We start from the raw sequence: 26,033 nt of genomic DNA on the forward strand, positions 1-26,033 counted from the left end.
GCGCAAAGGTGACTGATTGATGGTGTCCCGCCGTTTCCCTGGAATGAAAACTCTCAAGGGAACCGATTGCGTTAGGTTCACCCGCTCCTGATCAACGGCAAAAGATCGGAATACGATCTTACTCCGTGCCGAATTCGCCCCAATGCTCGACGCCCCAAGTTCGCCGAGCTGACCTGCTGCTGCCTCCGGCGCTTCGCCGCTGGAGCGGCAGCTTTCTGCCCCAAGTCGCTTGGAACCTGCCGTTCCGGAGTGTCCGAAGAACCTGCCATTTGCATTGGTCACAGTCTGCGGCGTCCGCCCGAGTTGGACGAACTCTTTCGATGTTGATGTGGAGGTGGTATGATAGCTGCATGGCAGACCTCTCTCCCCAAGACGTTCTCGCGATTGAGAGGCTGGCGCCGAGATTCGGTTCCTCGGAAAAGGCCCGCAGTTCTTATTTATCGAGTCCCATCCCTGCGTTCGGCGGGAAAACAGCTGCCGATATTGTGAAGTCGGGTCACGAAGACCTGCTTTGGCGGTATATAGAGGCCGTAGATGCGGGCGTCTTTGCCTAGCCCGGGCCTCTGCGACGTCTAGCCGAAAGCACGGCAAGCGTGCCGCGACGAAAGACTGCCCGGAGCATGTGGGCAAACCTCGTCAAGGCAACGTTAGGCCGATTGAGGCAGTTTTAACTGGTCTCCACAATGGGCGCTTGCTTGCCGCGCATTACCGAGATGGGCGCTGGAGTGGGGCATCGAGCTGAGAATATTTTATGCCGTGCCGTTCCGCATTGTATTGCCAGCGTTTGAATTGCTCGATGAGTTCGTTGTTTCGTCTGCGTTCTTCAGAAAGATCTTTGCGCGCTTCGTCTAACTTGGCGCGGAGCGCAGCGACCACGGTTCGTCCATGCCCTTTTTCGCCGACTGCTCGCACTTCGTCCGCAAGTCGTTGACGTGCCTCTGACCAAGCGGACTTGATCCGCTCATGCTTCAGCATCGCGACCTTGGAGTAGACGTGCCCATGTGGGAGCTCCATCGCCAAGGTTCTCAAAAAGAGATCCCAGGTTAGCTTCGAGCTCCAGCCCTTAAGCATGTCGACCGCTTGGTCGATATCTGCAGGCGACAGATGCGGGGCTCCAGGCATCAGATTGGCCTTTGATCCCAAAGGTCAAAAAAGGAAAAGCCTCCATCATCATCATCGTTGTCGGAGCCGACCGCGATATTAGTCGAGGGGGCTTCCTCGTCCCGGATGGCAGATGCGAGTGCAGATTTGGTTTGCGGCCTGGCGACAGGTGGCAGCGTGATCAAGGTCCCATCGTCGATGGCGGGGTCTGTCAGATGATCAACTGCCATTTTCCAGCGCAGGGCCTTCTCACTGTGCAGATCTACCCAGCGCTGCGCGCCATAACGGCCGGCATCCATCGCCGCTCGAGCTAGCTTTTCGGCCTTTTCTGAGATGGCGAGCTGCTGGATCGCCTCGTTATAGTGGTCCAAATTGCCTTTGATGAAGGTGTTTTCCCCGCATCGAATGCAGTCCTTATCTTTTGGGCAGGGCATCAGCGAGTAGTCGTGACGGCAAAGCCCAAAGCGGGTGGTTATGGTCGATCCGACTTCCAAACGGAGTGCCGTATTGCGGGATATCGACTCCTTCCGCATGCGCTCTTCAATCTTGCCTGCCAGCGGACCAACCACCTTTAATTGCTTTGGCGCGGCATCGTCTAGAAGTAGAAATGCCTCAATATAAGTTTCCTGGTGGACATGATTATAGGAGGCGTTCTGCTTGACGTTTTTACGCCCCGACCAGAATGCGATAATTTCTTGGGATAGGTGTTTTGATTGAGCCAGAGTGTTCAGAAGGTGGCGCGGCTGATGCGTATTCAAGCGCCATGGTTCTCCCGTTTCGGGATTAGTAAGATTGTGCCGCGCGAAAACGGTAAGCCCGGTGGATTTTGAGCCGAGTTCATGCTTGATCTGTGAGTAGGTTAAGTATCGTGGGATGTAATGGTTGGTGCTCGCACCACCGCGCATGGCCTCATCTGGAAGGCAAAACAGCGCATCGCTTCCCTTCAGTTCGTTTCGTTTATCAACGTATGGAAACGCGTCTGGAAGCTCTCCAAGAACAAAATCTTGGAGCGTTTCAAACGTCACGAGGACATGCTGAACGCGACCAAGGCGCTCTGGATGCAGACGGGAATCGTCGTATGTTTTTCCACACCTGATCAGCGCTCGATCGCAGCGCCCACCTTGGGTGATAGGGTGGGCGCGCCCTAGAATTTGCGCAACCTCCCACAGGGTGAGAGGATTGCCACGGAGATGCTCAAAGCTTGGCGGCAGGTAAAGCTGACCCGGGTTCTCCTCATACCACCGGTGTGCGATCCGACTTTTCTCGCTGATGGCCTTGAGGCGCTTAATTGCAATCTTGGCGATTTCGGCGTTTTCCGTGGTGACCGCGAACTTCGTCATGTCGCCGCCGCCTTTTAGAGGGCGCCAACTTAAACCGTAAATGCCATCCATCTCGGTTTCGCAGTTGACCGGCAGGCCGATGATCTCGGTAACCCGGGACGGCGCGAACATGGCCAGCGCAAACCAACTCGTGACAACCTGATCTGGGATGTAATCGCTGTCGTGAAACACCGATGCGAGATCGAAGATGGCTTGTAAATTGGGAAGCTTATCGACCCGACCTCTGGCCCCGTCACTGTTTACCCGATCATTTCTCACCGGAGCTTGGTATCCGATGGAAGTTTTCCATAGAATTCTTTGTTTTGTAATCTGGGCAGGTGCGAGCGTGTTCATCGCGAGTCGTTCCAGATAGCGACCAAAGGTCCATGCGTCCTTATATCTCTCAACAATGATAGCTTGAGCTCGATCAAGGATGCTCGCTGAGAGATTCTGAATTTGTGGCGGCACTTCGAGATCGCGAAACGCTCTTTCTAGGATCCGCAGGACTGTGACCATTCTTCCCGGCGAATTTTCGCCCGTCGTTCGAAGATGCTCAACTAAAAGGGCTTTGGCCGCGTTAAGATACGGCTCTGGCAAATCGACAGCGTCGGCCGAGCGATTACCGCGACGAGTCGTTTCGAGGTTCGTAAAGTGAACCCTCAGACCCGGTGGCGTTGAGCTTGCCTTGGAAAAAAAAGGGCGCAAATCCCATGTGCCGTCGTGCCAATCTACTGCGTTGGCTCCATGGAAAAATTTGTAGTGGCGGGCATTTTCGATGAATGCTTCAAGGTTGCGGTCGGCGTCGTACTCGGAGCGTCCGACAAAAGGAATGATCATCGCCGTCATAGCGCTGTCGCCGCCTGCCGTTCGGCGATAATCTCATCGACAGCGTCAATCTGTTCCTGCGTAATGTTTCGAATTCGATCGTTTTTTTCAGTGTCACGGTCTTTGACCAAGATATCGCGCAATGCCTCCCAGGAAGCTTCCCGGAACGGCTCGAATTTGGAGCAGGTCAGGCAACCTCGCGGAGCATCCTGGTAACACTGCGCTCGGGTACCGCAGGCACCAAGGTCCTGACCGTTGAGATGTTCATACGCCGTGATGAGGGCGCTTTCCTCTCCCTTTCGCGTAGCCTCTTCAAGGCTCTCAACGAGCCGGCCTTTGAAGGCGCGCGCAAAGATCGTCATTTCATCGCCGATCGCTTCACCAATTGGCGCTTGAAGGGCAGGCATCGCGGCTCGGTAATAACGAACGCAGTGGAGTGATGTGTGGGTGAGCAGGCGGGCGACCTCTTCGTCTCTGGCGCCAAGAGCAATCGCTCTGGTTCCCAAAGTGTAGCGAAAACGATAGGGAAACAAGGGAATGGGGCCCTTCACGCGATCTGAATGCGTTTCTAAAGCGTCGAAAATGATACGAAGACCCTTGGCCACTTTGATCGACTGATCAAAAAAGAGCGGATCGTTGGGCTTTGCGGCCGCCATTTTCGGTGTTTTCAAATAAGCCGACAGCACCTCTACAAGCTGGGTCGGGCACTTTCGCCTCCACCGCGTGCTCTTTATGGCATCTCTTGTCTTGGCTAAGGTGATGATGAGGGTCATTTCAACGCCTTCGGGGCCCGTCGTGATAACTACGTCTTTCACTTTCATCCGCGCGATTTGGATCGGGCGGACGCCGGTGGCGATGAGGAAGAAGCAGAGCGCCCACTGATCCGTGGAAATACTGCCGTTCGCATATGCCTGGTTCAGGGAGTGATAGACATTACGCAACTCCTGTTCGGTCAAAGCGCCACGGCTGGGGTTGTTCGCGACAAGCGCGAAGTACCAGCCGTTGCCTTTCTCCTCCCACTTTTCGGGCTGGGACAGAAATTTGGCTATCTGGGGGTCGAGCCCTGGCAGTCGGCGTTCCGCCCAACGCGCTAGGGTCGCTTGGACAAAGGGCCAGGTCGAAATAGGGCGACGCTGAGGATAGTCCTCTAGGTGTTCCAGCATCAACTTTTCGCAAGGTATTGAAGCACCTGCGAGGCCTTTTATAAGGAAGCCGCAATGGATGGCGCATTGTTCAGCGTATGCTAGAGAATGAGTGGACAATAGCCCTATCAGAATCTCTCCCAGCGAATCATGCCACTGCAGTTCCTGGCTACGCCAGGAATAATCATATCTATGTCTTCCCTGATCGCTGCTGAAATAGTTCGTGCCATACGGGTTGACCGTGACTAGCCGACCATCCAGAAGCCGAACCTCTCTAGATTGGTCTGGATAAAATATTGTCTCGATGGGCATATTTTACTCGTTGGGCTAAATCTCGTCCATCATCTGTTGCGCGATCTGATCAGATCGCTCTCTTATGTGACGACGGTTGTAGCGTGCAGCCTGCCGAGAATTTTCGGACCATCCCATCAGCCGGATGCGCATTTGCGCTTCCTTCTGAGCGGAGAAGCGCTTGTCCTCCGGGAGACTGTCGAGTTTCATGCTCAGGATATGGTTCCAAGCCCGCCGCATCGTATGAGGAGTGATGTTCCACGGCTGAGGCCCTATGATTTGGCGCACGGCCAGGAAAATGCGGTTTATGAATTTCCCGCTGGTAAGTGCCTGGCCTTTCGCATCGGTAAACAGCGCGCCGTTGCGATGAGCTTCGCAGCCGTCAGGAAGATTGAGCCAATACTCCATAAAGAAATGATCGAACGCGTCTGCAGTCTTGTCGATGATCGGGACGGTCCTTGGGACCGTCTTTGATTCGGTGATGGAGAATCGCCTTTTCGGCACCAGCACGCTGTCTGTTGCTGCCGATGTCACTTCACCACGACGCGCGCCGGTATCGAAGAGCAGGCGCCACGCGAGATAGTTCCTCCACCGCACAAATGTTGAGGAAAAGGGATTTTCACGCGAATCTGGGTGTAGAATGTCTTCGATGCGCTTGAGAATTGGGATGTCAGGGGCTTCGAGCAATTCGTCATCGTGCCAGCGCAACGACGACGCGGGGGCCTTGGAGCGAAGTTCGGCGATGGATGCCTTCGCGGATTCGTTGAGGTGCGACTCGATTTCCGACAGCGTCCGATTGTCAAACCGACGCCGGCGATGCCACTCTCCATAGCTGGCGAGCCAGCGAAGCCTGTTCCCCATCTCAACCGCCGTAGCGGTCTTGCTCCCTCCCGATTTCGACGCATTTTGATTGAACTTCCTCGCGTCGAAAATGACGTTGCTTGGAGCAGTTCTACATGAAGATAGGTATTCCGAAGCCTGTTGCGCCGCGCTGAGGCCCAGGAAACGCGCAACGTCCGTCACGTCCGACATACTTAGAAAGCAGCCTTCGGACAGATCGTGGTCGAGGTCCCTGCCGATCGATTCGGCCCACATTTTTGCCGTGCCGATAGCCCTTAAAACCTTGTCTACGGTGTGGGGAGATCGACCAACCAGTTCGTAATTTACGGTCGCAAACAGGTTGGGAAAATAGTGGGGCGCTGGTGACCCATCGAGGTCCGTTATGATCACGATCGATGCTTCGCGGTCACCCTTTGAGCTTCGAAATTTACGGATACGAAACGAAGGCATGTTTACGATTTCCCGTATGTCCTCATAACGGAATTTCACCGCCTTCGATAAGTTGCTCTCTCCTCAGTGCACTTTGCACGAAGAAAGGCTAGGGATCCTGCGATCCCTAGCCTGCAACTCTTCCCGAAAGGTTTACGTTCTCGTCGAGTGTCTTCCTATTGGCAGGCGAGGCACTCGTCATAATCGGTGGACTCGCCCAGCTCGATCTTCTTGAGCTCGGCTGTGTTGTCCGCCTCGACGCCGCCTGCGAAGCCGGCGCGCTGGATGGACTTGGAGCGCAGATAATAGAGCGACTTCACGCCCAGCTCCCAGGCGCGGAAGTGGAGCATCAGCAGATCCCACTTCTCCACGTCGGCCGGGATGAACAGGTTCAAGGACTGCGCCTGATCGATGAACGGCGCCCGGTCGGCGGCCAGTTCGAGCAGCCAGCGCTGGTCGATCTCGAAGCTGGTCTTGAACGTGTCCTTCTCTTCCTGGGTCAGGAAGTCGAGATGCTGCACGCTGCCGCCCTTCTCGAGGATCGAGTTCCACACATTGGTCGAATCCTTGGACTTCGCCGCGAGGATCTTCTCGAGATAGGGGTTCTTGACGATGAAGCTGCCCGAGAGCGTCTTGTGCGTATAGATGTTCGCCGGGATCGGCTCGATGCACGCCGAGGTGCCGCCGCAGATGATACTGATCGAGGCGGTCGGCGCGATCGCCATCTTGCAGGAGAAGCGCTCCATCACCCCCTGATCGGCTGCGTCGGGGCAGGGGCCGCGCTCTTGGGCCAGCACCATCGAGGCTTCATTGGCCTTGGCGTTGATGTGCTTGAAGATGCGCAGGTTCCAGCTCTTGGCCATGGCGCCCTCAAACGAGATGCCACGGGCCTGCAGGAAGCTGTGGAAGCCCATGACACCGAGGCCAACGGACCGCTCGCGGCCGGCGGAATATTTTGCGCGGGCCATCTCGTCCGGAGCGCGGTCGATATAGTCCTGCAGCACATTGTCGAGGAAGCGCATGACGTCCTCGATGAACATCTTGTCGCCGTTCCACTCGTCCCAGGTTTCGAGGTTGAGCGAGGAGAGGCAGCACACGGCGGTGCGATCCTCGCCGAACTGGTCCTTGCCGGTCGGCAGGGTGATTTCCGAGCAGAGGTTGGAGGTGGAGACCTTCAGGCCCACGTCGCGATGATGCTTGGGCATCATCCGGTTCACCGTGTCCGAGAAGACGATATAGGGCTCGCCGGTCGCCAGCCGCGTCTCGACGAGCTTCTGGAAGAGCGAGCGCGCATCGACGGTAGCGCGCACGCTGCCGTCCTTGGGGCTCCGCAGCTGGAACTCGGCGCCTTCGCGCACCGCTTCCATGAACTCATCGGTGATGAGCACGCCATGATGCAAGTTGAGCGCCTTGCGGTTGAAGTCGCCCGACGGCTTGCGGATTTCGAGGAACTCCTCGATCTCCGGGTGCGAGACGTCCAGATAGCAGGCCGCCGAGCCGCGCCGCAGCGAGCCCTGGCTGATCGCGAGGGTGAGCGAATCCATCACGCGGACGAAGGGAATGATGCCGCTGGTCTTGCCGTTCAGGCCGACCGGCTCGCCGATGCCGCGCACGCTGCCCCAATAGGTGCCGATGCCGCCGCCGCGCGAGGCGAGCCAGACATTCTCGTTCCAAGTGTTGACGATGCCTTCCAGGCTATCGTCCACGCTGTTGAGATAGCAGGAGATGGGCAGGCCGCGTCCCGTGCCGCCATTGGAAAGCACGGGCGTCGCGGGCATGAACCACAGCTTGGAGATGTAATCGTAGATGCGCTGGGCGTGCGCCTCATCGTCGGCATAAGCCGCCGCGACGCGCGCGAACAGATCCTGATAGGATTCGCCGGGCAGCAGATAGCGATCCTTGAGCGTCTCCTTGCCGAACTCGGTCAGCAGGGCATCGCGCGTGGAATCGGTCACCACATCGAAGCGGCGGGCGTCGATGGTGTTCGATGCTGCCGCCTTCTTGGGCGCCTTTTCAGGCGCATCGCCTGTCCGCACAGTCTCCATGATGCCCTCGCTGGCCAGCGTTGCTTCTGCCAAACCTTCCGCCTGCAAATCCCGAAACTCCATGATTCAACCCCCAATGTTCTTGCTTCGTTCGGTTTCGTCAAGCCTTGGCCGGAGAGACCTCAAATTCGGATGTCGGCGGGAACTTCCGCCGGGTTACGCGCCTTGGCGCGCTATCCAGAACATCACGAAGCACAATCTATAGCGTAGCCCCCGGACCCCTAACACTATTGATAGTGCCACAGATGATTGCGGATGCAAGGTATAATGGCGATCGCGGGGCCGCATTTCATCGACGAAATGACTCGGTTGGGCGATGCCTGCTTATGCTGCAGTGCAGCGACGCGCGGTCCTGCGCGGGCTTGCCGGAAAGCAAGCGCAGAAAGCGGGCCGGAAAAATAAAGATGTGGAAAAGGCCGGCCATAGGGACGTGCCTGGCGACGTGCACCGAAATGCGCGCCCTCGTGATGCTGGCAAATCCGCCGAGGCCGCCTTATGGATCGGTCGAAGAGTCAGGCACAGAGGATTGTCGGCATGTCCCAAGGCATCATCATGATCATCGGCGCAATCGCGCTCATCATTCTGCTGGTGTGGGTTTTCCGGTCACGATTCGGAGCGGCGGACCATATCGACACCTCGGCCACCGCCGTGGGTGCGGTGACGGAAGCGGCACGCAACATCGCCGAGGAAGTCGTGCATAAATTCGAGGGCAAGCACGAGCCGCAGGTTGCCGCAGAGGCCCCGGTATCGGTTGCTGCTGCTCCGGTCGCTCCGGCTCCGGCTCCGGCTCAAGCTCAAGTCAACACGGCCCCAAACGCCATCGGCATCCCCGCAGCGGTGGGTGCGCCGGACAATCTGCGTCTCCTCAAGGGCGTCGGGCCGAAGCTGGCCGCTTTGCTGACAGAACTCGGGATTACCCGCTTCGACCAGATCGCCGCCTGGAACGCGGCGGACATTGCAACGGTCGATGCCAATCTGGGCACCTTCAAGGGCCGCATCGTGCGCGACAATTGGGTGGAGCAAGCCGGCTTCCTGGCGCGCGGCGACACTGCCGGCTTCGAGGCGCGGTTCGGCAAGCTGGACGGCCCCGGCAACAGTTGAACGGACCCCCATTCTGACCGATCATCCTTCCAAGGCGGCGCCCGGCGTCGCGGCGCAAAGCGCGTCCGCCCCCTCGCACCTTCCGCTCGGGCATGTCCTGTTGCTGGCCGCGCTGACGGCGACCTTGCCGGCCGCCATCGAGGGCGTTTCACCCGCCTTGCCGGCCATTGCGAGCGGCCTCGGGGCGGACCCCACTCATATGCCGACGGCGATGAGCGCGTTCGTGATCAGCTTCGCTATCGCGCAGCTGCTGGGCGGCATGTGCGCGGATGCGCTGGGCCGCCGGCCGGTGGTTATCGGCGGGTTGCTGCTGTTTACGCTGGCAGGCCTGTTGGGGGCCTTTGCGGAGAGCTTCCCGATGCTGCTCGCCGCCCGTGCGCTGCAGGGCGTCGGGGCGGCCGCAGCGGTGCTGCTGGCCCGCACGATGGTCCGCGATCAGCTCGGCCGGGAGGACGCCGCGCGCGCTCTGGCGCTGATCGGCATCATCATGGGGTTCACTCCCGCGTTGGCACCACTCATCAGCGGCGTTCTGGTGGCGACAGGCGGCTGGCGTGCGCCCTTGGTCGCGCTGGCCGTGATGGGCGGTGTGCTGGTCATCGTGACGACCCTGCGCTTGCCGGAAACGCTGGCGCGCGAAGAGCGGCTCCCCTTTGATCTGCGCGCCTTGTTCCGCACCCTCGCAGGCCTTGCCCGGTCGCGCGCGTTGATGGCCTACATCATCGCGAACGCCTTTGCTTACAGCGGCATCCTGCTGTTTTCTTCTGCCGCGCCGCAAGTCATCATCGATTATCTCGGCGTCTCGGCCGCCGGCTATGCCGCGATGCTCTCGCTGGCGACGGCCGGGTTCATCGCGGGCAATTTCCTGTCCTATCGTCTCGTCCGTCGCCTGGGCGTGGATGGCACCTTACGGGTCGGCGTGCTGTTCCAGGCGGCCGGGCCGCTGCTCATGCTGCTCGCCGTCTCTGCCTGGCCGCACATATGGGTCGCGCTGGTCATCCCGCAGATGCTCTACACCATGGGTTGGGGCATCGTGCAGCCGCAGACGCAGGCGGGCGCCTTGTCCACCCATCCGCACAGCATCGGTCAGGCCTCGGCCTTGCTGGGTTTCGTCCAACTGGCGCTGGCCGGCCTGATCGTGGCGATCTTTTCGCGCGTGACGGCGGGAGAGCCGGCTTCGCTCGCTCTGGCCCTGATGGTTTGCGGCGGCATGGCGACGGCGTGCGCCTGGCATCTGGTGCCGCGCCAACGCGGCTGAGCCTTCAGGCTGCGATGGTGAGCGGCGCACCCAGCGGCGGCTGATAGATCAGTTCGATGACGCCCCAATGCTGGCCCGCAATGGAGAGCGGCGCCACCACCTGCTTGAACAGCCCGCTTCTGCCCTGCGCCAGCGGGCGGCGACTCGTCCGCACGGTGAACGGTCGCGTGTTCCGCGCCAGCGCGCGCATGTGCGGCGCATTGAGCATCTGCCCCTGCTGGCCCTGATCGCTCGCCTGCTCCAGGGCCGCTGACGGTTGCTCCATCCCCTGCACGGGGAGAGCGAGCGCGCAAAAGGCGTTGCGGTCGAGGCAATTGAAGCTAACCAGCCCTAGCAGCTGCCGCGCACCGTCCCGCCAGCCCGCCGCAATCCGCTCGATCAGAGGCTGGGCAGGATGGCTGAACAGCGGAGGATTGCTGCCCGCCAGCGGCTCATAATCGTCCGTGAAGATCTGATCGGCCGTGATCTCGCCGGCTGCGATGGCCTCCTCGACGGCAGAGGCCATGGCCGCCGCCGCTTCGGACGCAAAGCGGATATAAGGCGAATCCGGGATGTCGACGCCGCTTTCGGCGAGATACTGGAGCAGCTGGTTGGTGTCCTCGCTCACGTCGATGACGCGCGTAGATAGCCGCTGGAGGCCGATGGCATTGTCGATGGAGGCATCGGCAAGGTCGGAGAGGCCGGTGCGGATTTCGCCGACCGAGCCGAGGATAGCGTGGATGTTGGCCGACACCGCCTCGCTGTTGCCGGAGAGGCCGAGGATCAGATCCCGCAACCGCGCGACCAGCGCGGCGATCTCGCCCGAGGCGGCGTGGGCACCATTGGCCTTTTCCGCGCCTTGAGCGATTCGATCGAGCATGGTCTGCGCTTCGTTGCGCAATTCGCGGATCGATCCTTCGATCTGCTGCGTGGCGAGGGCCGTCTCCTGTGCCAGCTTCTTCACTTCCGCCGCCACCACCGCGAAACCCCGTCCGGCGTCGCCGGCGCGGGCGGCCTCGATGGCCGCGTTGAGCGCGAGCAGGTTGGTCTGGCCGGCAATGCCGCTGATCACCTTGCTGGTGTCACTCACGCTGGCAAGGGCGAGATTGAACCCGTCCAGCCGCTCGTGAATGCGGGATACCTGATCGATCAGATCCAGCACATTCTGCGAGGCGGAGGCGAGCTGCGTGCTCGAATCATCGACCACCTTGCGCGCGGTGCTGGCCTGCGCGCGGGCCTGATCGGCATTGTCGCCCACGTCATCGCCCATCTGGCCGAGCGCGATCGCGGCATCCTCGAGCGTTTCGAGCATGGACGCCTGATCGGTCACGCGGTCGGCCAGCTCGGCAATGTCCACCTGCAGGTCGAGCGTGCGCAGGCCGAGCGCGCCGGTATGCTCGGCGACATGCAAGATCGTCGTTTCCAGCCGGTTCGTCATGTTCACGCGCTTTTGTCTCCCGCTCAAAGGGCGGTTTAGGAACAAGCGGTTAAAATGACGTTGTGCAGTGCGGTATTAATGGCGCGCCGCCCTAACCTCGGGCGCCGAGCAGCGCCAGCACCACCGCGCTTACGACCAGCAGCAGGCCGATCACTTCGCTCCGGCGCAGGCGCTCGCGCAGATAGAAATGCGCAAAGCTGAGCGTGAAGACGACCTCGCTCTGGCCGACGATCCGCACCAGCGCCACCGGCGCGGTCGCAAAGCCGGTGAACCAGCAGGCCGAGCCAAGCGCGGACAGAAAGCCGACCTGCCCCGAGACGCGCCATGTCTCGAACACCCTCCGCACCTGTTCTGGTTCTCGCCACAGCAGGTAGCCGCCCTGCATCACCGTCTGCAGCGCAACGGTGATGACCAGCACCGTCAGTGCGGCCGAAATGGGGTCGGGCGTGGTTACGTCCATCGTCGCGCGCCGAATGGCAATCGCCGTGAGCGCGAAGAAGAAGCCGGACGCGATGCCGTAGCGCGCGGCGGGCTGGCCGAGCGCCCGCAGAAAATCGCCCGCGCTCATTCGCTTGCCCCCGGTAGAGAGCAGCATGACGCCCACCACGCCAATGGCGATGCCGATCCAGGCCAGCAGGCTCAGTGTCTCGCCCAGCAGCAGAATGGAGAGCAGCGCGCCCTGTGCAGCTTCCGTCTTGGAGTAGGCGGTGCCGACGACGAAATTGCGAGGATGGAAGGCCATCAGCAGCAGATTCGTCGCCAGTATCTGCGCCAGTCCACCCAATGCGCTGTAGATGACGGTGGCGCTGGAGAAGGCTGGGAACAGCCCGTCCCTCAGCAGGGCGTGATATCCCAGCATCAGCGCTGCTGCGAAGGGCAGGCCGTAGAGATAGCGCACCAGCCCGGCGGCATTGACGGACATCATCTGCCCGACGCGCCGCTGCACGGCCGTCCGCCACGCCTGCAGCAGGCCCGCCAGCAGCGTCGCCGGCAGCCAGATGGGCGAAGAAATCAACGCTGCGCTCTATGTCGGGTCAGGTTCATGCCTTCTCCAGCAGGCCTTCCCGCGCGATCTTCTCCTGCCAGACGAGCGGCGCGAGCTGGTGGACGTTGTTGCCTTCGCTGTCCACCGCGACGGTGACCGGGAAGTCCTGCACCTCGAACTCGTAGATCGCTTCCATGCCCAGATCCTCGAAGCCGACGACCTTGCTGCCCTTGATCGCCCGCGCGACGAGATAGGCCGCGCCGCCGACCGCCATCAGATAAGCGCTCTTGGCGTCCTTGATTGCTTCGGTCGCCGCCGGGCCGCGCTCGGCCTTGCCGACGCAGGCGAGCAGGCCCTGATCGAGCATCATGCGCATGAACTTGTCCATGCGGGTCGCGGTCGTGGGGCCAGCCGGGCCGACCACTTCCTCGCCGACCGGATCGACCGGGCCGACATAATAGATCACCCGGCCCTTGAACTCGACCGGCAGTTGCTCGCCCCGCGCCAGCATGTCCTGAATGCGCTTGTGGGCTGCGTCGCGGCCGGTGAGCATCTTGCCGTTGAGCAGCAGGCGGTCGCCCTGCTTCCAGCTCTGCACCATCTCGGGCGTGAGCGCATCGAGATCGACGCGGATCGCTTCGGCGCTCGGCTTCCAGTCCACCTTGGGCCATTCATCGAGCTTGGGCGCTTCCAGATAGGCCGGGCCGGAGCCATCGAGCGAGAAATGCGCGTGGCGCGTGGCGGCGCAATTGGGGATCATCGCCACCGGCTTGCCCGCCGCATGGCAGGGGGCGTCGAGGATCTTCACGTCGAGGATCGTAGCAAGCCCGCCCAGACCCTGCGCGCCGATGCCGAGCGCATTCACCTTGTCGAAAATCTCGATGCGCAGCGCCTCGATATCCGTCTGCGGCCCGCGCGCCTTGAGGCTGGCCATGTCGATCTGCTCCATCAGCGCCTTCTTGGCGAGGTGGACGCAATGCTCGGCCGTGCCGCCGATGCCGATGCCGAGCATCCCCGGCGGGCACCAGCCGGCGCCCATTTGCGGCAGCATTTCAAGCACCCAGTCGACGATGTTGTCAGCCGGGTTCATCATCTTGAACTTGGACTTGTTCTCGCTGCCGCCGCCCTTGGCCGCGACATCGACATGGACATGATGGCCCGGCACCATCTCGACATGCAGCACGCAGGGCGTGTTGTCCTTGGTATTCCGCCGCGTGAAGGCTGGGTCGGCCAGCACGGATGCGCGCAGCTTGTTCTCGGGGTTGAGATAAGCGCGACGCACCCCATCGTCGACGACCTCCTGCAGCGACTTGCTGGTGTCGTCGAGGCGGCAATCCATGCCCCATTTCACGAACACGTTGACGATGCCGGTATCCTGGCAGATCGGGCGATGGCCCTCGGCGCACATGCGGCTGTTGGTGAGGATCTGCGCGATGGCGTCCTTGGCCGCCGGCCCTTGCTCCGCTTCATAGGCCGTGCCCAGCGCGCGGATATAATCCATCGGGTGATAGTAGCTGATGAACTGAAGCGCATCGGCGACGCTTTCGATCAGGTCGGCGGTCTTGATGGTCACGGTCATGGCGCGCGTGAGACTCCCGGCAAATGGCAAGGACAGGCGGTTTGGATGCCGGGCGCTATACGCCTTTGGCCTGCGCAGGCAAGCGCTCGACGCCGTTGCGGCGCGCGCCGATCCGCGCAATAACCGCTCAGCGGCGCGCGCTCATGACGCCGCAGGCAGGAAGGATGCATCTATGTTCCGGATCATCGGCTATATCGTCGTCGGCCTCATCGTTGGCGTCTTCGCGCGCTTCTTCTATCCCGGCGCCGTAGACCTCGGCTGGATCGCCACGATCCTGCTCGGCATTGGCGGTGGCATCGTCGGCGGCTTCGTCGCGGGGCTGATGGATGGCAAGAGCGGCAACTTCCGCCCGGTCGGCTTCATCGGCTCTGTGCTGGGTGGGATGCTGCTGATCTTCATCGTGCGATCATTGAGCTAGGCGCGGTCAAGCCTAGGAACCGCCTTGTGTTCCTGTGAAAACAGGAACCCAGGGCGCAACCGCTGTTCCTCGAGGCCCTGGGCTCCTGCTTCCGCAGGAGCACCGCAACATTGAGACCGGGGCAAACTCGCTTATCATCCGCCGCCTGCATGGCTCTTCGGCGCGAACAGGGGCAGGCTCGTTACGTCGTCCGACGAAAGTGCGAGGCCGAAGACCTCCGCCAGCGTTGCCCGATACTCTTCCGGAGCGGCAATATCTCGGATTTCGCGGTTAGACCCCTGCGCGATCGAGAAACTCCGCTCGGTCAGCGCGGCAAAGCCGTCGGGCAGTACGATGCTGACAATGTGCAGGGTCGTAAAGCGCGAGGCCGCCCGCGTGGAGGTCCAGTGGTTGCACTGCTCCAGATCGATGGGTGCCACCGGATCGAGGTGAAACGCATATTGTGGTTGCCAGTCGTCGGTCTCAGCGCTGCGCCCGTCGGTGGAGGCCGTCGGGCCGGCGCGCTCCAGCAGCCATTCGCCGAGGACGTCGCCGGGCTGGCCGGTCCGGCGCAAGCGATGGCGGGCCCCGTCCGGCGTCGTGGCCTCGGCGCCGTCCTGCAAGGGGAGGGGCGGCACGAAACTGCCGCCAAATCCGGCATCGGCCACCCAAGGCTGGCCTTCGATCTCAAGCAGCAACAGCGTATGCGTGCGCGGCGGGATGTCGCCGGGCGCCGCGCCGAGCAACACCCGCGCTAGCAGCGGTCTGGCCGGCAGGCCAAGTGTGCCCAGCATGTCGGCAAACAGCCGGTTCTGCTCGAAGCAATAGCCGCCGCGCCGCCGGGTGACGAGCTTGTCGAACACGCTGTCCCCATCGATCAGGATCGGCCGGCCCAGGCGCACATCCAGATTCTCGAACGCGATGCGCCGGCGCTGCGCCGCCTGAAGAATGGCGAGACCCTCCGCATCGGGCGCCGGCGCCGACTCAAGGCCGAGGCGGGCCAGATAGGCGTCGAGGCGGTCGGCGGTGGTCATGGCAGGCTCGCCCCGGTCAGGCCGCGTCGAGGCTGTCGAGCGCTTCGCTGGCTTCCATCCAGCTCTGTTCGGCCTGTTCGATGGCGCCGTCGAGCTTGGCGCGCCGCTGCATCAGTTCGCTCATCGTCCGGTCCTTTTCCTGCGGGCCAGCCTTTGCCGGATCGAACAGGGCGAGATCGATCCGCGAGCGCTCGGCGGTGAGATCGGCCAGCGCTTTCTCTGTCTTCTTCACAGCCGCCTGCAGCCCCTTGTAGCGCTCGCGTGCCTGGGCGTTCGCGCGGCGATCGGCCTTGCGATCGTTCTTGGATCCGCTCTCCTTCGCGGGGGCACTGGCACCGCGCCCGAGCACGAAGTCGGTATAATCCTCAAGGCTGCCGTCAAAAGGCTGCGCCAGTCCGCTATCGACCAGCACCAGCCGGTCGGCGACCAGCTCGATCATGTGCCGGTCGTGGCTGACGATCACCACCGCGCCGGAATAGCTGTTGAGCGCCTGGACCAGTGCCTCGCGGCTATCGACGTCGAGGTGGTTGGTCGGCTCGTCGAGGATCAGCAGGTGCGGCGCGTGGCGGGTGATCAGCGCCAGCGCCAGCCGCGCGCGTTCGCCGCCGGAGAGCGACCCGACCTTCTGGGTAGCCCTTATGCCCGAAAAGCCGAACCGCCCAAGCTGCGCCCGCACCGCGCCGGGGGTGGCGCCCTTCATCTGCCGGGTCATGTGCTCCAGCGGGGTGTCTTCCGTATCCAGCTCTTCCACTTGATATTGGGTGAAATAGCCGACGTTCATCTTGCCCGAGGCATTCATCGCGCCTTCCATGGCTGGCAATTGCGCGGCGAGTAGCCGGGCCAGCGTCGTCTTGCCGTTGCCGTTCTTGCCGAGCAGCGCGATGCGGTCATCGGGGTCGATGCGCAGATTGAGGCGCTGGAGGATCGGGGTCTCATTGTAGCCGACTGCCGCCATGTCGAGCGTGATGAGCGGCGGGCGTAGCGCTTCGGGATCGGGAAAGTCAAAGGAGAGGCTGGGGTCTTCCAGCGCGGCGGCGATGGGCTGCATCTTGGCCAGGGCCTTGGCCCGTGATTGCGCCTGCTTGGCCGTGCTGGCGCGCGCGCTGTTGCGGGCGACATAATCCTGCAGCTTGGCACGCTCCGCCGCCTGCTTCTCGCGGGCCGATTCGAGCTGGGCCAGCCGCTCGGCGCGCTGCCGCTCGAAGGCATCGTAGCCGCCCGGATACAGCGTGATCTTGCCGCCTTCCAGATGCAGGATATGGTCGACGACATTGTTGAGCAGGTCGCGCTCGTGGCTGATGACCAGCACCGTGCCGCGATACTCCTTAAGGAAGCTTTCCAGCCACAAGGTCGCTTCGAGGTCGAGGTGGTTGGATGGCTCGTCGAGCAGGAGCAGGTCCGGCTCGGAGAAGAGCAGGGCGCCCAGCGCGACGCGCATCTTCCACCCGCCCGAGAAGCTGTCGAGCGGCCGGTTCTGCATCTCTTCATCGAAGCCGAGGCCGGTGAGGATGCGACCCGCGCGCGCGGGCGCGGTGTAGGCATCGATGGCGATCAGGCGATCGTGCAGGTCGCCCAGCCGGTCCGGATCTTCGCACGTCTCGCTCTCCACCAGCAGCGCCGCGCGCTCGGTATCGGCAGCGAGCACGGTGTCGAACGGCGTGGCGCTGCCGCTCGGCGCTTCCTGCGCGATATAGCCCAGCCGCGTGTCACGGGGCATGTCGACCGATCCACCATCTGGGTCGAGTTCGCCGATGATCGTCTTCATCAGGGTGGACTTGCCGGCGCCATTGCGGCCGATCAGGCCGACCCGCGACCGCGGCGGCAGGGCGGCGCTCGCGGCATCGAGAATGACACGGCCCCCCAGCCGCACGGTGATATCATTGATGGTCAGCATGGCGCGCCGTTAGCACAAGCGCAGGGCAGGTCGCCCGGAAAATTCTGACCGCCGGCGCGTGTTTGCTGATCTAGCCGGCCGCGGCGGCTGCCTCAGCATCGCCTTCGCCGGGGCCGACGCAGTAGAAACAGAGCTTGTTGCCATCGAGATCCCGCACATAAGCGGCGTAGAAGGCCTGACTCCCATCGGCGCTGCGCAGACCAGGCGGGCCTTCATCCACCCCGCCCATTTCGATGGCCTTGCCATGCAATCGCCGCACCTTCTCCCGCGTGCGCTGGCCCATGGCGACCATCGCCCCGTTTCCGGGGGTCGCCGGTCCGCCATTGAAGGGTTTGGCGACGCCAAACATCGGTTTGCTCCAGCTGGCGCCCCAGGCCGCGATATGGGGCAGCTCCAGCAACCGCCGGATGCCGACACTGCCGAACAGCGCATCATAGAAGGCCATGGCGCGCTGCAGGTCATTGGTGCCCACCGTCGTGTAGCCGATCATGGGTGCCTCTCCGCCGGGATGGACCGCTTGCCCGACTCAACGCCGCGCGAACCAGCGGCTCCATACAGTAGAATTCGGCTGGTGCTAACCGGTCGCGCTCCACGCTAGTTCTGCCGCCCCGAATTGAAACGCTTCGCATGGGCGGGTCCCTCTCGCCCCGCAGGGCGACCGAGGCTGTCAGCCCTGTTCGTCTCCCTTGCAGGCGCCGACCCGCTTGGCGTCCACTGTCATCTTCATCGTCATCTCGCCTGCGGCGTCCCCGCCTTGGGCCTTTGAGGCCATTTCCATCCGGTAGCGGTCGGGGGCATATTCGCCGTCCATCTTCATTTCCATGCGGCCCTGCGCGCCGCCATCGCATTTGAGTAGGGCGGAAATCTTACCATTTTTCATCGTGAAGTGATCATATTTGCAGCTCTTGTCGTGCTCGCCGGTGAAAAAGGCTTTCTGCTCCTTCACATCCTCTTCGGTCACGCAACTGGTGAAGCTTCGCCCGGCGCCCATCTGCGCCTTCATGTGATCACGCGCTTCGGCGGGCAGACCGGGCATCTCGATCTCCTGCACCGTCATCTGGCCTTCCCACCGGCCGGGGCTGACCATGACACCATCGCCGCCGGCAGCCGCCACTTGCTGCTGCACTTCCTCGGGCGTCGCGTTGGTCGCCGAGACATTCGGGCCGCTGTCGCAGCCGGAGAGGACAAGAAGGGCAGGGGTGATCAGAAAAACGGCGCGCATGGGCATGTCCTCTTCGCAAGGCCCGGCACCTGTGTGTCCAAGCTCGTCCGGCCGGTGATGGCGCTTTAGCCTCCGCAGGGCAAGCTCGAGAACGGCACGACGGACGGATCGGTGGCAAAAGCCTGATTGACGCTCACCCCATATCATGATGGCGGGCCCAGTCATCGTCGATCCCGCTTTGTTCTTCCGCCCCATTGCCGCCGGCGGCCACAATCGCCATATTCCCCCTATGGCGATCCAAATCCGCACAAATCTGGCTGAACCCCAGACCGACCAGTCCTTCGTTCCCCACCGTCCGGCACGGCCGGAAAAGGCGGAGGGGGGCAGGCGTTTCAAGCTGGTGAGCGATTATCAGCCGGCCGGCGATCAGCCCACGGCCATTGCCGAGCTGGTCGAGGCGGCCGAGGCTGGCGAGAAGGATCAGGTGCTGCTCGGCGTCACCGGGTCGGGCAAGACCTTCACCATGGCGAAGGTAATCGAGGCGGTGCAGCGCCCCGCGCTGGTGCTGGCGCCCAACAAGATCCTCGCCGCGCAGCTCTATGGGGAATTCAAGAGCTTCTTCCCTGACAATGCGGTAGAATATTTCGTCAGCTATTATGATTATTACCAGCCCGAGGCCTATGTGCCTCGCTCGGATACGTACATCGAGAAAGAGTCGAGCGTGAACGAGGGGATCGACCGGATGCGCCACTCGGCGACCCGGTCGCTGCTGGAGCGCGATGACGTGATCATCGTTGCGTCCGTCTCGTGCATTTACGGCATCGGTTCGGTCGAAACCTATTCGGCGATGACCTTCAGCCTCAAAAAGGGCGAGAGCGCCGATCAGCGCGAGATCATCCGCAAGCTCGTGGCGCTGCAATATAAGCGCAACGATGCCGCCTTCGCGCGCGGCAACTTCCGCGTTCGGGGCGACAATCTGGAGATTTTCCCGAGCCACTATGAGGATAATGCCTGGCGGATCAGCTTCTTCGGGGACGAGATCGAGGAGATTGTCGAGTTCGATCCACTGACCGGCAAGAAGGCGGCGAGCCTCGATTACGTCAAGGTCTTCCCCAATTCGCACCACGTCACCCCCGGCCCGACGCTCAAGCAGGCGATGGAGGCGATCCGCCACGAACTGACCGAGCGGCTGAAGGAACTGGTCGAGGAAGGCAAGCTGCTGGAGGCGCAGCGGCTGGAGCAGCGCACCAATTTCGATCTGGAGATGATCGCGGCCACGGGCTCCTGCGCGGGCATCGAGAATTACTCGCGCTTTCTCACCGGCCGCCTGCCGGGCGAGCCGCCGCCGACGCTGTTTGAATATCTACCGGAAAACGCGATCCTGTTCGTGGATGAGAGCCACCAGACCGTGCCGCAGATCGGCGCGATGGCGCGGGGCGATCATCGCCGCAAGGTGACGCTCGCCGAATATGGCTTCCGCCTGCCAAGCTGCATCGACAACCGCCCGCTGCGCTTCAACGAATGGGACGCGATGCGCCCGCAGACGGTCAGCGTCTCGGCCACGCCCGGCAACTGGGAGATGGAGCAGACCGGCGGCACCTTCTCCGAGCAGGTCATCCGCCCGACCGGCCTCATCGATCCGCCGGTGGAGATCAAGCCGGTCGAGGATCAGGTGGACGACCTCATCCATGAAGCCAAGTTGACCGCGCAAAAGGGCTACCGCACCCTGGTGACCACGCTCACCAAGCGCATGGCCGAAGATCTGACCGAGTTCATGCATGAGGCAGGCCTCAAGGTCCGCTACATGCACAGCGATGTCGAGACGCTGGAGCGCATCGAGCTGATCCGCGACTTGCGCTTGGGCGTCTATGACGTGCTCGTGGGCATCAACCTGCTGCGCGAGGGCCTAGATATTCCCGAATGCGGGCTCGTTGCCATTCTCGATGCCGACAAGGAAGGCTTTCTGCGCTCGGAAACCAGCCTCATCCAGACGATCGGCCGCGCCGCCCGCAATGTGGATGGGCGTGTGATCCTCTATGCCGACCGCATGACAGGCTCGATGGAGCGCGCGCTCAACGAAACCAATCGTCGCCGCGAAAAGCAGGTCGCCTATAATCTGGAGCATGGCATCACGCCGGAAAGCGTGAAGAAGCAGATCGGCGACATCATCGCCCATGTCGCCAGCAAGGATCAGGTGACCGTCGACACCGGCCTCGACGATGCGCCGCACATGGTGGGCCACAATCTGCGCGCCTATATCGAGGATCTCGAAAAGAAGATGCGCACCGCGGCTGCCGATCTCGAGTTCGAGGAAGCCGGCCGCCTGCGCGACCAGATCCGCAAGCTGGAAGCCGAGGAACTGGGGCTCCCCGTCGATCAGCAAGTCACCGCCAATGCCGGGCGCTATCTTGGCCGCGCAACGGAGGGCAAACCCGGCACGCGCAAGATGCGCTACGGCAAGACGCAGCGGAAAATGGGGCGCTAGCCTTGCAAGCGGCGGAGACTTTTCGCTGCTCAATTTCGTTTGACAGCAAGTAGACGAAGTCTACAAGCCGGCACCGCTGTAACACTCGGATTTCATGCAGGCGCATCCGCCGAGCATCGCTTTTGCTCAGCGTTCATTCATGCTGCTGTCCTGTAAGGTCTTCAGCTTAGAAAGCGAAGTGAACACAGGGTGTTGCGGCTGCGAGAAGGTGGGTATAATCCCGCTTGTCGATAGTGACTTATTCATGTAATACAGTTCGAGCTAAGGGGCGCCTAGGCGGCGAAACTCATGAACTATGAAGCGAACATGAAATACGGCGTGTCCAGTGTGGACCCGGAAGAGGCCGAGAGTCGGCAGAAGCGGCGGCGCCTGCTGCTGGTCGTTGGCGCGCTGGTCGCGTTGGCGGTCATCGCGATGCTGGCCTATCGATTCTTCGGCGGTTCGGGCGATCAGGGCGAGCAGGTCAGCCAGGTGGCAATCGTCACCGTCGCCGTGCCCGCGCAGGAAGCCGTGACGCGCACCGCCAATGCCACCGGCTCGCTGGCAGCGCGGGTGGATATGCCCGTCGGCGTGGTTGGCGAGGGTGGCCGCGTGGTCGCCGTTCATGTTCAGCCGGGCGACTGGGTCGGCGCGAATCAGATTCTCGCGACCATCGAGCGGTCGGTGCAGGCCCAGCAGATTTCCCAGCTCGAAGCGTCCGTGCAGGTCGCTCGGGCCGACGCCAAGCTGGCCCAGAACAATCTTGATCGCGCCAAGGCGCTGGTGAGCGACGGGTTCGTGTCCCGCGCTGACATCGACCAGAAGACCGCGACGCGCGATGCTGCCGTGGCCCGGGTCAATGTGGCGGTGGCGCAGCTCAACCAGATGCGCGCGCAGGTCGGGCGGCTGGATATTCGCGCGCCCGCCGCAGGGCTGGTGCTCACGCGTTCGGTCGAGCCGGGTCAGGTCGTCTCCGGCGGCAGTGCCGTGCTGTTCCGCATCGCGCGCGCAGGCGAAATGGAAATGAAGGCACTGCTCTCCGAAGACGAGCTGGCCTTGCTGTCCGAAGGCGCCGTGGCACGCGTGACGCCTGTCGGCATGACGCAGAGCTTCGAGGGCCGCGTGTGGCAGATCGCGCCGGTGATCGACCAGACGTCGCGCCAAGGCATCGTCCGCATCGCCGTGCCTTATAATGCCGCGCTGCGTCCGGGTGGTTTCGCCAATGCGGAAATTGCCATGGAGCGCGTGTCGGCAGCAGTCCTGCCGGAGTCCGCGATTCAGAGCGACCCGAAGGGCAGCTATGTCTACGTCGTCGGCAAGGATAACAAGGTCGAGCGCCGGTCGGTGAAGACAGGTGCGGTGACGACGCGGGGCATTGCCGTGGTGCAGGGGCTCAATGGTTCGGAGCGCGTCGTGCTCTATGCCGGCGGCTTCCTCAGCCCGGGCGAGACGGTCAAGCCCCGGCTCGCGAAGAGTGCAACGGACGGAAGGGCTGGCGGCTGACCGGCGACGCCTGACAAGCGACGTCTAACGGGCGACGTCTAACAGGGCGCCGCTGCTTGTGGCGGCCGTCACACGCTAGATTGGCAGGACAGACGAGATGAGTCTTCGCAACATATCGGCCTGGAGCATCCGCAATCCGGTGCCGCCGATCGTGCTCTTCATCGGCCTGCTGCTGGCGGGCATCATTGCGTTCAGCCGCATGGCCGTCGTGGACAATCCGGACATCGATTTTCCGGCCGTCAACGTCACGATCACGCAGCCGGGTGCCGCGCCGACGGAAATCGAGACCCAGATCACCCAGCGCGTCGAGGCGGCGGTGCGATCGATCAATGGCGTCGATGAAATCCAGTCGACGGCCAGCGAAGGATCGAGCCAGACTTTCGTCCAGTTCCAGATCGGCGTCGATTCCAACGTCGCGACCCAGGAAGTGAAGAACGCGGTCGACCAGATCCGCAGCGATCTGCCCGATGGCATTCTCGAACCGTTCGTCCAGAAGGTCGAAGTCGGCGGCGCCGAGATCGCGTTTTTCTCGGTCCAGGCTTCGGACATGACGATCGAGCAGCTGAGCTGGTTCGTCGACGATACGGTGGCCAAGCGCCTGCTCGGCATCGAAGGCATGGCGCGCGTCGGGCGCGGCGGCGGCGTCGATCGCGAGATCCGCGTGACGCTGGATCCGGCCAAGATGCAGTCGCTCGGTGTCACGGCGTCCCAGGTCAATCAGGCGCTGCGTCAGGTGAACGTCAACGCGGCGGGCGGTCAGGCAGAGATCGCCGGCTCGCGCCAGTCGGTGCGCGTGCTGGGCAATGCGCAGGATGCCTACAGCCTCGGCCAGACCCAGATATCGCTGGGCAACGGCCGCACGATCCTGCTGGCGGACATTGCCAGCGTGACCGATGGCTATGGCGAGCAAAAGCGCCTGGCGAAGGTCGGCGGCAAGCAGGTCGTCAACTTCTCCATCGAGCGCGCCAAGGGCGCATCGGACGTCAGCGTCTTCGATGAAACGCTCAAGGTGTTGAAGCAGCTTGAGACAGAAAATCCCGGTATTCGCTTCTACCAGCGCTTCAACAGCGTGAACTATACTAAGAGCCAGTATAGCAGCTCGATGCACGCTCTCATCGAGGGTGCGGTGCTCGCCGTCATCGTGGTGTTCATCTTCCTGCGCGACTGGCGTGCCACCGTGATCAGCGCGATCGCCATTCCGCTCTCGGCAATTCCGACCTTCTATTTCATGGATTTGATGGGGTTCAACCTGAACTCCCTGTCCCTGCTCGCGCTCGGTCTGGTGGCCGGCGTGCTGGTCGACGATGCGATCGTGGAGATCGAGAACATCGTGCGGCACATGCGCATGGGCAAGACGGCTTATCAGGCCTCCATCGACGCGGCGGACGAGATCGGCCTCGCGGTGGTTGCAACGACGATGTCCATCGTCGCGGTGTTCTTCCCGGTCGCCTTGATGCCCGGCATCACCGGTCAGTTCTTCAAGAATTTCGGCTTTACGGTCGTCATCGCCGTGCTGATCAGCCTTGCCGTTGCGCGCATGATCACGCCGCTGGTCGCTGCTTACTTCCTCGAACATCATGGCGAGGAGAAGCATGGCGAAGGCTGGCTCATGGATCGCTATATGAGCCTGCTTGGCTGGGCGCTCGATGATCGCAAGGCCAAGGCTTATGCCCGTGGCGGTGGGCTGGGGCGGCGGATTCGCGCGCGCTTCCTCGATCATCGCGTCTGGATGATGGGCTTTGGTCTGGCGGCCTTCGCCTTGACCGTCATCCTCCTCGTCTCGATGCCCAAGCAGTTCGAGCCCAATGCCGATCAGGACTTCAGCCGGATCAATATCGAGGCAGTGCCGGGCACCACGCTCCGTCAGAGCGAGGCCATTGCCGATCAGGTGACCGAGCTGCTGAACAAGCAGCCGGAAGTCGATACCGCCATGGCGAACGTCGGCGAGGGCAACGCCCGTATCTTCATCACGCTCAAGAAGGACCGCAAGCGGACCAGCATCGAGTTCGAGCGCGAACTGGCGCCGCGCCTTGCGGAAATTGCGGACGCGCGCGTCTCGTTCGCGTCCCAGCAGGGCGGGTTCGGCACGGGACGCGATATTTCCGTGATGCTCTCCGGCTCTGACCCGGCGCTTCTGGAAGAGACGGCGACGAAGGTTGCCGAAGAGATGAAGAGCCTGCCCGGTGTGGTGGCGCCGCGCGTCAATGCCGACATGCAGCGGCCGGAGCTCATCATCCGTCCGCGGCTTGATCTGGCCGCGCAACTTGGCGTCACGACGTCCGCGCTCAGCCAGACGATCCGCATCGCAACACTGGGCGATATCGACCAGAACAGCGCGAAATTCTCGCTGTCCGATCGCCAGGTGCCCATCCGGGTCATGCTGCCGGAATCGGCGCGGCGCGACCTCTCGAACATCGAGAACCTGCCTGTCCCCACGGCGGGCGGCGGCACTGTGCCGCTCAGCCGCGTCGCCGAGATCAGCTTCGGCTCCGGGCCCACCTCCATCCAGCGTTATGCCCAGCAGCGCCGCATCTTCGTCGGTGCGGATCTGGCGCAGGGCGCGGTCAAGGGTCCTGTCATGGAGGCGATCAACAAGCTGCCGACCATGCGCAACCTGCCGCAGGGCGTGAGCAATCAGGCTGTCGGCAGCGATCGCTGGCAGGAGGAGTTGATCCAGAACTTCGTCATTGCCGTGACCTCTGGCGTGCTGCTGGTCTTCGCGGTCCTGGTGCTGCTCTACAAACGCTTCATCTCGCCGCTGGTGAACATGTGCTCGCTGGCGCTGGCGCCCCTGGGTGGCCTGCTGCTGATGCTGGTGATGAACGAGCCGCTCTCGCTGCCGGTCTATATCGGCCTGCTCATGCTGCTGGGCATCGTCGGCAAGAACTCGATCCTGCTGATCGACTTCGCGCTGGAGGAGATGGACAAGGGCGTGCCCAAGTTCGAGGCGATCATGGAAGCCGGCCACAAGCGCGCCCAGCCGATCGTGATGACGACAGTTGCCATGACCGCCGGCATGGTGCCGACCGCGCTCTCGCTCACGGGTGATGGCGCCTGGCGCTCGCCGATGGGCATCACCGTGATCGGCGGCCTCATCCTCTCGACGCTGCTCACCCTCGCGATCGTGCCGGCTGCGTTCAGCCTCGCTGATGGCGTGGAAAAGCGGATCGGCCCGTGGCTGCGCCGCCGGGTGCTGACCTATGACGGCAAGGGCGAGGCCGCTCTGCCAGCCGAATAAGCAGGGGTTTCA

At 62.4% G+C, this 26,033-nt stretch carries 18 protein-coding genes; 6 read left to right on the top strand and 12 right to left on the bottom strand.

Going from position 1 to position 26,033, the window contains the following annotated elements; all coding sequences use genetic code 11:
- Window positions 1-705: 705 nt before the first annotated feature.
- The 5 genes from M2343_RS01080 to M2343_RS01100 form a co-directional block, all read right to left on the bottom strand.
- Window positions 706-1,122 carry a hypothetical protein gene (locus M2343_RS01080; protein WP_264575272.1) on the bottom strand — a complete coding sequence of 139 codons (417 nt, stop codon included), beginning with the start codon at window positions 1,120-1,122 and terminating at the stop codon, window positions 706-708.
- Window positions 1,122-3,266, bottom strand: a complete 2,145-nt coding sequence (locus M2343_RS01085; protein WP_264575273.1) for a hypothetical protein — start codon at window positions 3,264-3,266, stop codon at window positions 1,122-1,124. The genes M2343_RS01080 and M2343_RS01085 overlap by 1 nt, the downstream gene beginning before the upstream one ends.
- Complete coding sequence (locus M2343_RS01090) at window positions 3,263-4,699, bottom strand: tyrosine-type recombinase/integrase (RefSeq protein ID WP_264575274.1); 1,437 nt, start codon at window positions 4,697-4,699, stop codon at window positions 3,263-3,265. Before M2343_RS01090 ends, M2343_RS01085 begins: the two co-directional genes overlap by 4 nt.
- A gap of 15 nt (window positions 4,700-4,714) precedes the next feature.
- A complete protein-coding gene (locus M2343_RS01095) occupies window positions 4,715-5,968 on the bottom strand; it encodes a site-specific integrase (RefSeq protein ID WP_264575275.1) in 1,254 nt (417 codons plus the stop codon).
- Between the two features lie 155 nt (window positions 5,969-6,123).
- Window positions 6,124-7,992, bottom strand: a complete 1,869-nt coding sequence (locus M2343_RS01100) for a ribonucleoside-diphosphate reductase subunit alpha (RefSeq protein ID WP_181561483.1) — start codon at window positions 7,990-7,992, stop codon at window positions 6,124-6,126.
- Between the two features lie 534 nt (window positions 7,993-8,526).
- Here M2343_RS01100 and M2343_RS01105 point away from each other — a divergent pair.
- Together M2343_RS01105 and M2343_RS01110 are read left to right on the top strand one after the other, a co-directional pair.
- Complete coding sequence (locus M2343_RS01105) at window positions 8,527-9,093, top strand: hypothetical protein (protein WP_264575276.1); 567 nt, start codon at window positions 8,527-8,529, stop codon at window positions 9,091-9,093.
- A 100-nt stretch (window positions 9,094-9,193) separates the two neighbouring features.
- Window positions 9,194-10,348, top strand: a complete 1,155-nt coding sequence (locus M2343_RS01110; RefSeq protein ID WP_264575277.1) for a Bcr/CflA family efflux MFS transporter — start codon at window positions 9,194-9,196, stop codon at window positions 10,346-10,348.
- A 4-nt stretch (window positions 10,349-10,352) separates the two neighbouring features.
- Here M2343_RS01110 and M2343_RS01115 read toward each other — a convergent pair whose 3' ends face one another.
- The 3 genes from M2343_RS01115 to M2343_RS01125 all read right to left on the bottom strand — a co-directional run bounded on the left by M2343_RS01115 (window position 10,353) and on the right by M2343_RS01125 (window position 14,329).
- Window positions 10,353-11,765, bottom strand: coding sequence for a methyl-accepting chemotaxis protein (locus M2343_RS01115; RefSeq protein ID WP_264577463.1), 1,413 nt, complete (start codon window positions 11,763-11,765; stop codon window positions 10,353-10,355).
- Window positions 11,766-11,856: 91 nt separating this feature from the next.
- On the bottom strand, window positions 11,857-12,780 hold the full coding sequence (locus tag M2343_RS01120; protein ID WP_264575278.1) for an EamA family transporter: 924 nt from the start codon (window positions 12,778-12,780) through the stop codon (window positions 11,857-11,859).
- 25 nt (window positions 12,781-12,805) lie between these two features.
- The gene (locus tag M2343_RS01125; RefSeq protein ID WP_264575279.1) at window positions 12,806-14,329 is read right to left on the bottom strand and encodes a fumarate hydratase; all 1,524 of its coding nucleotides are present in this window, start codon (window positions 14,327-14,329) and stop codon (window positions 12,806-12,808) included.
- 172 nt (window positions 14,330-14,501) lie between these two features.
- On the opposite strand from M2343_RS01125, the gene M2343_RS01130 reads away from it, so the two are divergent.
- Window positions 14,502-14,747 carry a GlsB/YeaQ/YmgE family stress response membrane protein gene (locus M2343_RS01130; RefSeq protein WP_264575280.1) on the top strand — a complete coding sequence of 82 codons (246 nt, stop codon included), beginning with the start codon at window positions 14,502-14,504 and terminating at the stop codon, window positions 14,745-14,747.
- A 134-nt stretch (window positions 14,748-14,881) separates the two neighbouring features.
- On the opposite strand, the gene M2343_RS01135 is transcribed toward M2343_RS01130, so the two are convergent.
- The 4 genes from M2343_RS01135 to M2343_RS01150 form a co-directional block, all read right to left on the bottom strand.
- A complete protein-coding gene (locus tag M2343_RS01135) occupies window positions 14,882-15,760 on the bottom strand; it encodes an arylamine N-acetyltransferase family protein (RefSeq protein ID WP_264575281.1) in 879 nt (292 codons plus the stop codon).
- Window positions 15,761-15,776: 16 nt separating this feature from the next.
- Window positions 15,777-17,654, bottom strand: a complete 1,878-nt coding sequence (locus M2343_RS01140; protein ID WP_264575282.1) for an ABC-F family ATP-binding cassette domain-containing protein — start codon at window positions 17,652-17,654, stop codon at window positions 15,777-15,779.
- A 70-nt stretch (window positions 17,655-17,724) separates the two neighbouring features.
- A complete protein-coding gene (locus M2343_RS01145) occupies window positions 17,725-18,144 on the bottom strand; it encodes a VOC family protein (RefSeq protein WP_264575283.1) in 420 nt (139 codons plus the stop codon).
- Between the two features lie 177 nt (window positions 18,145-18,321).
- A complete protein-coding gene (locus tag M2343_RS01150) occupies window positions 18,322-18,876 on the bottom strand; it encodes a DUF3617 domain-containing protein (RefSeq protein ID WP_264575284.1) in 555 nt (184 codons plus the stop codon).
- A gap of 229 nt (window positions 18,877-19,105) precedes the next feature.
- On the opposite strand from M2343_RS01150, the gene uvrB reads away from it, so the two are divergent.
- The 3 genes from uvrB to M2343_RS01165 all read left to right on the top strand — a co-directional run bounded on the left by uvrB (window position 19,106) and on the right by M2343_RS01165 (window position 26,021).
- Complete coding sequence (gene uvrB / locus M2343_RS01155) at window positions 19,106-21,301, top strand: excinuclease ABC subunit UvrB (protein WP_264577464.1); 2,196 nt, start codon at window positions 19,106-19,108, stop codon at window positions 21,299-21,301.
- A gap of 288 nt (window positions 21,302-21,589) precedes the next feature.
- A complete protein-coding gene (locus M2343_RS01160) occupies window positions 21,590-22,783 on the top strand; it encodes an efflux RND transporter periplasmic adaptor subunit (protein ID WP_264575285.1) in 1,194 nt (397 codons plus the stop codon).
- 97 nt (window positions 22,784-22,880) lie between these two features.
- Entirely contained in the window at window positions 22,881-26,021 is a 3,141-nt protein-coding gene (locus M2343_RS01165) for an efflux RND transporter permease subunit (RefSeq protein ID WP_264575286.1), read from the top strand.
- Window positions 26,022-26,033: the final 12 nt, after the last annotated feature.

Origin of the sequence: Sphingobium sp. B8D3B, from assembly GCF_025961875.1 — a bacterium.
GTDB lineage: Bacteria > Pseudomonadota > Alphaproteobacteria > Sphingomonadales > Sphingomonadaceae > Sphingobium.